Genomic DNA, 8,743 nt, shown 5'->3' with positions numbered 1-8,743 from the left:
ACTTAAATCTGTTGAAGGTCATGATGCGAGCAAAAAATCTTTTTCCAAAAATCTGAGATTCAGAAAAGTAATGCCAATCGCGTCTTTCGGACTCGTTACCGCAGAGTTAGCAGGTATAATATGGCTTCTCGTGATTTTATTATAGCAGGGTCATTTCGAGCGTGAGCGCCTGCTATGAAATGCACTTCTGCTGCGAGAAATTCCCTGGTCATGCTTTGAGATTAGGTCACTGGTTCGATGTTCGTCATCGAATTGTTTTATGGACTTTAATTTTCGTTGCTTCTATAAGGGGATTTCTCGCGGTACGCGTGCATCCTATAGCCTATATATGTACACTCGAAAGTGCTGAGCTGTAAAACCTCAAACTAATTTCTCTTCAGTAATGCCATATAGAATCCATCGAATCCATCGCTTGGCCAGGCGTGTTGCTCTTCGAGTAATTCGTATTTGTTAGCATTGTTGGCCAGGAAGGTTTTTACCTGGTGCTGATTTTCAGAGGGGAGTATACTACAGGTGGAATATACTATAAGGCCACCGGGTTTTACCATCTGGCAGTAATCCTGAAGTATATGTTGCTGCAGTTCTTTTACGTTGGCGATAAACTCTTCGGAGAGTTTCCACTTGGCATCGGGGTTACGCTTTAATACACCGAGGCCGGAGCAGGGTACATCGAGCAATAAACGATCGGCAGAATTCTCAAGACGTTTAATGGCTTTTGATGAGTCTATTATACGTGTCTCCAGGTTTGTAACGCCACCCCTGCGGGCGCGCTTCTGCAGCTCTTGCAATTTCCACTCTTCGGTATCCATGCCGATGATGCGGCCTTTGTTTTTCATTAATGCTGCTATATGTAGTGTCTTTCCTCCGGCACCTGCACAGGCATCAATCACCCGTTGGCCCGGTTCTATTTTCAGGAACGGAGCAATAAGTTGTGATGCTGCATCCTGCACTTCAAACAAACCGCTTTTGAAAGAAGGTACACTAAAAACATTCTGACGTTCTTTCAAGAGCAACGCATCCTGAAAACCATTTATACTATAGGTCTCTACATTCTCTTCGAGCAGACGCTCGCGTAAATCTTTCTTGGTAGTCTTGAGTGTATTTACCCGAAGAACAACTTTCGCTTCATCGTTAAGCGAGTTGAGTTCTTTATCCCAGAGTTTGCCGATCTCTTTTTCCCCGAGTGCATCCATCCAGTCGGGTATAGATTCGCGCACCTTGCGTACTTTATCGGCATTGCGCTTGCGCTTGGCTATCTCGTTGGGGTTTACGCCTCTGAATTCTTCCCATGGAGGCAGGGGTATATCTTGCAGAACTAATATAGCACCGAGCATTTTCCAGTAGTCGTGTTCATCGGCTCCCGAGATTTCGCGCAGCAATCTATACCAACGCACAATGTCGTACGTAGTTTCGGCAATGAAGCGCCTGTCGCGCGCACCCCACTTGGGATTTTGCTTCAGTACTTTTTCAATTACTTTATCGGCATAACGCTGTTCTCCGAAAATCTGTTCGAGTGCCTGTACTACTGCGTTGGTTGTGTTGTTATAGAGCTTCATAGTGAAAATAGCTGCCGGCTAAAGCCAGCGTTGAGATGTGCGAGCGTGGGGGTGAAGTGTGATTTAAAATGCAAAGGTGCAATAAAAAGGAGTGAGAACGAAAATTGTTTGCAGCAGTTCTCGCGGATTAAAATGCAGAAGTATCTCCCGCGTCCCGATAGCTATCGGGAACAGAATTTCGCAGATGAATACAGAGTATAAAGCGCAAGGCAGAAAGCAAAATGCGGAGACAGGTAGTGCAACGTATTTATCTTTGAGTAACTCTGTGCTTCCTTTGTGTTCTTGGTGGAATGGTATTTCCTTGTATTTACGATTAATGAATGACCATTAACGATTAACTGAACATCGAACAAGGAATGTCGAAGTATAAATAGCTTCATATACTGCTCGAAGCTTTTTACTATCTTCCCGCTCAAATTATTATACGTTGAATACTACGGAATATGCGATCATTGTAGCGGGTGGAAAGGGCACGCGCATTAAAAGTAAATTACCCAAGCAATTTTTGGAGTTGCATGGTTTGCCTATTCTGATGCATACCATTCTTGCTTTCTACAGGTACTCATCGTCTATAAAAATTATACTGGTGCTTCCGGAAGATGACTTCGAAACATGGGAAGCGCTTTGCAAGAAACATAACTTTTCACATCCGCTTATACTGCAGAAAGGTGGTGATTCGCGATTTCAGTCAGTAAAGAATGGTCTTGCTAAAATTGAAGGCGATGGTCTTGTGGCTATTCATGATGGTGTGCGTCCGCTGGTGAGTGAAGATATTATAGGGGCATCGTTCCGTCTTGCGGCTGTACATCAATGTGCTGTGGCATCGGTGCGTCTGAAAGATTCTATTCGCATGACGGACCAGGATAATACCAAGGCTATGGACCGTTCCAGGTTCAGATTGATACAAACACCTCAAACTTTCCAGGTCGACCTGATCAGGCAAGCCTATGAGATGAAAGAAGACCCGAGTCTTACTGATGATGCCAGCGTAGCCGAACACTCCGGGCATATTATATCACTCTTCGAAGGAAGTTATGAGAATATAAAAATAACCACCCCGGAAGATCTGATCGTAGCAGAAGCGCTGATGAAAAAATAGCTGCCGGTTGCTGGCCGTGTGGAAGCGGGATTGGAGCAAGCAAAGAAAACAGTAGGCATCAGGTTGTTCACAAAATAACTGTAACCCTTGAACTTTAAACTTCGAACAAGTGAACAAAAAAAAGAGGCATCACTGCCTCTTTTTTTATGCTATATATAGCGAAGAACTAGATTTCTCCTTTCTCTGCTTTCTTTTTGAGTTTTTCGTTAGCGAAGATCGCTACTTCTACGCGTCTGTTTTGTTGGCGGCCGGCTTCTGTGGCATTGTCGCCAATGGGTTGGTCAGGCCCATAGCCTACCGTTGTAATGCGAACGCCAGTAACGCCTTGTGTTTTCAGGTACGTTGATACCGCCTCTGCACGTTTTTCGGAGAGCGATAAGTTATAGTCGTGCTTACCGGTTGAGTCAGTGTGTCCTTCGATCAGCACGTTGGTGTCGCTATATTTATTGAGTACACGCGCCAGGTCTTGCAGGTTTGTCTTTGAAGTAGCTGTTACTTCCGAAGAGTTTACTGCGAATTGTATACCCTGGTGGAACGTAATCTTTATACCTTCGCCCACGCGTTCTACGGTTGCACCTTCCAGGTCTTTCTTCAGTTCAGCAGCCTGCTTGTCCATATAGTGGCCAATCAGATAGCCAGCAGTTCCACCTACGGCAGCACCGATAATGGCGCCAACGGCAGTGTTACCCGCAGCTTTACCTATAGCAGCGCCTGCTGCAGCACCACCAGCCGTACCGATAATAGCACCTTTAGTGGCCTTGTTCATGCTCTTGCAAGAGCCAAGAATAATACAAAGTGTCAGGAAAAAAGTTACTACACGTCTTCCTTTTAAGAAATTTACCATACCTCTTTTGAGTAGTTGTTGTTAGGTTAAAAATGATCAAGAGGGTCCTTGAGAAAATCAGTTCGAAAGAAAAACAGAATTACCGGTCTGCGAATATATAATTCGCTTTGCTGTCGGAATGGATGGATTCCATTCCTGAAAAAGCGGTAAAACGATTGCATCTCTACTCGAAAAAGCAGAAGCCGACCATGAAGGCCGGCTCCAGCATAGAATGTTGTTCAGTAAAAAATGTTAATAGCTTTTGGGCTAGTACTCGTCTTCATTAAAAAAGAAATCTTCTTTGGTGGGATAGTCCGGCCAGATCTCTTCGATGCTTTCGTAAGGCTGTCCGTCATCTTCCAGTTCCTGGAGGTTCTCTACAACTTCCAGGGGAGCACCTGAACGGATAGAATAATCGATCAACTCATCTTTGGTTGCCGGCCAGGGAGCATCCTCTAAGTAAGAGGCAAGTTCAAGAGTCCAATACATAGGTTTACGTCCTCCTTTTAATTTTTCGCAAAAATAAAATTAATTAGGGCATAGTCAAGAGTTACCGGTCGATAGTCCGAAAATCACAAAGGTAACCTGTTGAACAGAGCCGGTGTTGTTTGATGTAGTGTTATGCACTATGGACTAAAAAAGCCATATTTGCGGCCATAAACTCAACGGCTAACTTTCTGAATTATTGAATGAAGAAAGCACTTCAACTCATAAAATTCTCAGAGCCAACCATCATCAATATATAACTCATGGCTGACGAAAAGATTATTTTCTCGATGGCGGGGGTAAACAAGATTTACCCGCCCAGTAAACAGGTTCTCAAAAATATCTACCTCTCATTTTTCTATGGCGCCAAAATTGGCGTGCTCGGGTTGAACGGCTCGGGTAAGTCTTCGCTGCTGCGCATCATTGCCGGTATAGACAAAGAATTTCAGGGAGAGGTTGTATCGGATCTTAGCTTCTCGGTAGGCTTGCTGGAACAGGAGCCTCAACTCGACAAGACTAAAACTGTAAAGGAAATTGTAGAAGAAGGTGTAAGTGAAGTTGTTTCGTTGCTGAAAGAGTTTGAGGCGATCAATGAAAAATTTGCCGATCCGGCTGTGATGGAAGATCCGGATGCCATGGACAAACTTATAACCAAGCAAGGCGAGATACAGGAGAAACTGGATGCCGTGAATGCGTGGGAACTTGATAGCAAGCTGGAGCGTGCTATGGATGCGTTACGTTGTCCTCCGTCGGATTCAAAAATAGAACACCTCTCCGGTGGTGAGAAGAGACGTGTAGCACTTTGTCGTTTGTTACTGCAGGAACCCGATGTACTCTTGTTGGATGAACCAACGAACCACCTGGACGCAGAGTCGGTATATTGGCTGGAGCAACACTTAAAGCAATATAAAGGAACAGTAATCGCTGTAACACACGACCGTTACTTCCTTGATAATGTAGCCGGATGGATACTGGAACTCGATCGAGGTGAAGGTATACCCTGGAAAGGAAATTACTCTTCGTGGCTCGACCAGAAACAAAAACGTTTAGCACAGGAAGAGAAGAGCGAGTCGAAACGACAAAAAGCGTTGGAGCGCGAGTTGGAGTGGGTGCGCATGAATCCGAAAGGTCGCCAGGCAAAAGGTAAAGCACGTTTGAGTGCCTACGAAAAACTGTTGAGCCAGGAAACGAAAGAACGCGAAGAGAAACTCGAACTCTTTATACCGCCAGGCCCGCGCCTCGGTAATAAAGTAATTGAAGCAACCGGTGTAGCGAAAGGCTATGGCGATAAATTACTCTATGAAAATTTAACATTCTCGTTGCCACCTGCCGGTATAGTAGGGATCATTGGTCCGAACGGTGCAGGTAAAACTACGTTGTTCAAGATGATCATCGGTAAAGAAAAACCGGATGCCGGTAATTTTGAAGTAGGAGAGACAGTAAAGATCGCCTATGTAGACCAGGAGCACGATGACCTGAAGCCGGAAGATACCGTATGGCAAGCTATTACCGGTGGCAATGAATTGATCGAGCTCGGAGGTAAAACGCAGAACTCGCGTGCCTATGTAGGTAAATTTAACTTTAACGGAACCGATCAGCAGAAGAAGATCAAAGAACTTTCCGGCGGTATGCGAAACCGCGTGCACCTAGCCATTGCGTTGCGCCAGGGCGGAAACCTGCTGCTGCTCGATGAGCCTACCAACGATCTGGACGTAAACACGCTGCGCGCCCTTGAAGAAGCCCTCGATAACTTTGCCGGTTGTGCCGTGATCATCTCTCACGACCGCTGGTTCCTCGATCGTGTATGTACGCATATACTGGCCTTTGAAGGTGACTCACAGATCACCTGGTTTGAAGGAAGCTTCAGCGAATATGAAGAGAACAAGCGCAAGCGCCTCGGTGACGATCAGCCGCACCGCATCAAGTATAAAAAACTGGTGAAGTAAATTATATATAGTCTTCCAGTGATTGCAGATCCTAAAACGGTCTGCAATCATTTTATAAAGTATATACATTTATGAGAGTAATATATACCATTGTATTATTGGTTCTTTCCAATGCTTTTATGACGATGGCCTGGTATGGCCACCTCAAGTTTAAGGATATGAAGTGGAGCCAGAGTTTACCGCTGCTGGTAATTATCCTGATAAGCTGGGGTATAGCCTTGTTTGAATATTTATTGCAGGTGCCGGCCAACCGGTTAGGCTATAAAGAATATGGCGGACCGTTTTCGCTGGTGCAACTCAAGGTTATACAGGAAGTGATCACACTGGTGGTGTTTATGATTTTCTCGTTTCTGTTCTTTAAAACAGAAACGTTCAAGATGAATCACCTGATCGGTTTTGTGTTCCTCGTGCTGGCGGTATATTTTATCTTCAAAAAATAAGCATGACTAAACTTCAGAACAAGGTTGTGTGGATCACCGGAGCTTCTTCCGGTATAGGTGAAGCATTGGCATATGCCATGGCAAAAGAAGGTGCACGACTTATACTTTCAGCCCGCAGAAAAGAGGAGTTGGAACGTGTGAAGGGAAATTGCATTGCTGCTGCACAAGCGAATGTACATATACTTCCGCTGGATCTTACGCAGACTGAAACACTGCGCTTGTCAACGGAAGCAGCAATACAAATATTTGGTCATGTAGATATACTGGTAAACAACGGAGGTATCAGTCAGCGCAGTTTTGCAAAAGATACCGTGCTGGATGTTGACAGAAGAATTATGGAAGTAAATTATTTCGGAGCCATAGCGCTCACGAAAAATATACTGTCTCATTTTTTGAAACGCAAGAGCGGCCACCTCGTAACGGTGTCCAGTGTTACCGGTAAATTTGGAACACCCTATCGGTCGGGCTATGCGGCCTCTAAACATGCGTTGCATGGTTTTTTTGATTCATTGCGCGCAGAACTTTGGAAAGATGCAGGCGATGCTATTACCGTTACAATGATCTGCCCCGGATTTATTCATACCCCCATCACACTCGCGGCCGTGACTGGTGATGGTTCTCCACTCGGTAAAATGGATGACGCTCAATATAAAGGCAAGCCTGCTGATTGGTGTGCTGAGAAAATTATAAGCGCCATTAAAAAGAAAAAGAACGAAGTATATATAGGAGGCATCGAAACGTTGGGCGTCAAGTTCAAGCGATTTTTCCCCAATTGGTTTGCTAACTATATACGCAAAGCGAAAGTGCGTTAAGCGTGAAGAAGAGATGGTAAAGTCAGGGTTTTTGTCCTGACTTTTTTTATAATTATTGGAATATTTTTTAGCAACGAGATTGCTTTTCTTTCTCAATCAGGTGAAAATACCTGATGGCATTGTATATTATTGAATTTGTACTCCGGCCGAGAATCCCGGCCACATCTGTAATAACTCTTTGTGAATACGGGTTGAACTTTCGAGAAAAGAAATATCGAGAGGTGGTGTGTCTGTCCAGTAAAAATTATAGGATACCGCTGCAAACAGATATATACTTTTGATTTTCGGGTGTAGCTTCGATCCGAACGCAAGTTGTGGCCGCGTGAGTAAGCTTAATTCACGGGTGAGCTTTCCATGCTCATGGTTGATGTGCATCCAATCGATGCCATACGATATAAATCTGAATTTACCCATGCCGGGTTGCGTTGAGCGATTAAAGTATAATTTCTTAATGCCATACCCGAATGCCCACTGTTGCCTTCTGCGGATAAAGCCCGGTTCGTTAGAGTATATAAGTGCATTCTGAAATTGAATTTCCTTGGCGTCTGATGTAATGCGGCTGTTCTTGATGGTGCCGGTAGCAATCTCGATGTTGGTATAAAATATTTCCGTAGCGTAGATAGCACCGTAGCCCCCGGAGCCGATGTTTATCAACCCGATAGAAGTGCCATCGCGTGTTTGAGCAACCGTGCCGTTGTGGTATATATTGATCAACCCGATCTGCGTGCCCTGCATACGCTTAGCCATGTTCACTATACCTACCTGGAAGCCGTTCATCTTTACAGCCTGGTTAATAATACCGAGCTGAAGTGCTGTAGGTGCTTTTATGTCGTACGAGTTTTTCCCTTCCATGACTCCGGCTTTGTTATAGCCTCCCAATTGTATTCCATAAAGCTCTCCCTGCGTTATATTGAATAGCGTTGCTGCCTGCAAGCCATCCATAGAAGCTACCGATACATTATATGCGCCTGCCAGTTGAATGCCGAAAGTATATTTATATACTGTGTTTGATATACCCGCCAGTTGTAAACCTTGCAGTGCACCTTTTACAACATTTACTCCGCCGGTAGTTTGCCAGCCAAAAACATTATTCAATACAACATTGGCTATACCCGAGAATTGTGCACCCGAAAGATTGGCTTCGAAACCTGATTTGATCTTGGTATCTCTTTCTTTGGGCGACATTCCTTTAAAGGCATTTGCACCCGTAAGGTTTGCTATACCGGCAAATTGCAGTCCGTGTGTTTCATTTTCATTGAGGTTAGAGACTACACCAATTTCCAATAAATAATTAGCAGCGGAATAACCGGAAGTAAAATTGAGAGAGAAGTAATTGCTATACCCGCCCGGGTGCATGCCATTGGTGCTAAGGCCGGGTGTAAGTGAAAATTGTACAGTTCTTACAAAGCGAACTTTGCGTTGAGCCGCTGCTTCGTAATACACAATAAGATATACTGCCAACAGAATTACAGCTGATCGCATGGAGTGTTAGGTTAAAGTATATTTCCATTCCCCGCATGCTCACCTTCATTTTTCTAACGCACAGGTGTGTGGTTGAATTGTGTGGGGTATATAAAGGTT

At 44.5% G+C, this 8,743-nt stretch carries 8 protein-coding genes; 4 read left to right on the top strand and 4 right to left on the bottom strand.

Translation table 11 applies throughout. The features are described from left to right. Positions 1 to 365: 365 nt before the first annotated feature. Entirely contained in the window at positions 366 to 1,556 is a 1,191-nt protein-coding gene (locus VIN08_RS13775) for an RsmB/NOP family class I SAM-dependent RNA methyltransferase (protein WP_331966067.1), read from the bottom strand. Positions 1,557 to 1,983: 427 nt separating this feature from the next. Here VIN08_RS13775 and VIN08_RS13770 point away from each other — a divergent pair, with 427 nt between their 5' ends. Continuing rightward, positions 1,984 to 2,655 (top strand): 2-C-methyl-D-erythritol 4-phosphate cytidylyltransferase, encoded by a 672-nt coding sequence (locus VIN08_RS13770; protein ID WP_331966064.1) that lies wholly within the window; start codon positions 1,984 to 1,986, stop codon positions 2,653 to 2,655. A 166-nt stretch (positions 2,656 to 2,821) separates the two neighbouring features. On the opposite strand, the gene VIN08_RS13765 is transcribed toward VIN08_RS13770, so the two are convergent. Both VIN08_RS13765 and VIN08_RS13760 read right to left on the bottom strand, forming a co-directional pair. Beyond that, complete coding sequence (locus VIN08_RS13765; RefSeq protein WP_331966062.1) at positions 2,822 to 3,499, bottom strand: OmpA family protein; 678 nt, start codon at positions 3,497 to 3,499, stop codon at positions 2,822 to 2,824. Between the two features lie 246 nt (positions 3,500 to 3,745). Continuing rightward, positions 3,746 to 3,967 carry a DUF2795 domain-containing protein gene (locus tag VIN08_RS13760; protein WP_039751840.1) on the bottom strand — a complete coding sequence of 74 codons (222 nt, stop codon included), beginning with the start codon at positions 3,965 to 3,967 and terminating at the stop codon, positions 3,746 to 3,748. Positions 3,968 to 4,227: 260 nt separating this feature from the next. On the opposite strand from VIN08_RS13760, the gene ettA reads away from it, so the two are divergent. The 3 genes from ettA (at position 4,228) to VIN08_RS13745 (ending at position 7,162) form a co-directional block, all read left to right on the top strand. Further along, positions 4,228 to 5,910, top strand: a complete 1,683-nt coding sequence (gene ettA / locus VIN08_RS13755) for an energy-dependent translational throttle protein EttA (RefSeq protein WP_331966037.1) — start codon at positions 4,228 to 4,230, stop codon at positions 5,908 to 5,910. Positions 5,911 to 5,981: 71 nt separating this feature from the next. Further along, positions 5,982 to 6,350 (top strand): DMT family protein, encoded by a 369-nt coding sequence (locus VIN08_RS13750; protein ID WP_331966034.1) that lies wholly within the window; start codon positions 5,982 to 5,984, stop codon positions 6,348 to 6,350. A gap of 2 nt (positions 6,351 to 6,352) precedes the next feature. Next, the gene (locus VIN08_RS13745; protein ID WP_331966031.1) at positions 6,353 to 7,162 is read left to right on the top strand and encodes an SDR family oxidoreductase; all 810 of its coding nucleotides are present in this window, start codon (positions 6,353 to 6,355) and stop codon (positions 7,160 to 7,162) included. 126 nt (positions 7,163 to 7,288) lie between these two features. Here the strand turns inward: VIN08_RS13745 and VIN08_RS13740 are convergent, their stop codons facing one another. Beyond that, on the bottom strand, positions 7,289 to 8,644 hold the full coding sequence (locus tag VIN08_RS13740) for an LA_2272 family surface repeat-containing protein (RefSeq protein ID WP_331966028.1): 1,356 nt from the start codon (positions 8,642 to 8,644) through the stop codon (positions 7,289 to 7,291). Between the last annotated feature and the right edge of the window lie 99 nt (positions 8,645 to 8,743).

Source organism: Ohtaekwangia sp. (assembly GCF_036568665.1).
GTDB lineage: Bacteria > Bacteroidota > Bacteroidia > Cytophagales > Cyclobacteriaceae > Ohtaekwangia.
Note: the sequence above shows the minus strand (reverse complement) of the source record. Positions and strands in the feature narration are given on the sequence as shown.

Excerpts from the sequence above, each read along its gene's own strand:
- VIN08_RS13775 (WP_331966067.1), bottom strand. The coding sequence starts at position 1,556 with ATGAAGCTCTATAACAACACAACCAACGCAGTAGTACAGGCACTCGAA.
- VIN08_RS13765 (WP_331966062.1), bottom strand. The coding sequence starts at position 3,499 with ATGGTAAATTTCTTAAAAGGAAGACGTGTAGTAACTTTTTTCCTGACA.
- VIN08_RS13760 (WP_039751840.1), bottom strand. The coding sequence starts at position 3,967 with ATGTATTGGACTCTTGAACTTGCCTCTTACTTAGAGGATGCTCCCTGG.
- ettA (WP_331966037.1), top strand. The coding sequence starts at position 4,228 with ATGGCTGACGAAAAGATTATTTTCTCGATGGCGGGGGTAAACAAGATT.
- VIN08_RS13750 (WP_331966034.1), top strand. The coding sequence starts at position 5,982 with ATGAGAGTAATATATACCATTGTATTATTGGTTCTTTCCAATGCTTTT.
- VIN08_RS13745 (WP_331966031.1), top strand. The coding sequence starts at position 6,353 with ATGACTAAACTTCAGAACAAGGTTGTGTGGATCACCGGAGCTTCTTCC.
- VIN08_RS13740 (WP_331966028.1), bottom strand. The coding sequence starts at position 8,644 with ATGCGATCAGCTGTAATTCTGTTGGCAGTATATCTTATTGTGTATTAC.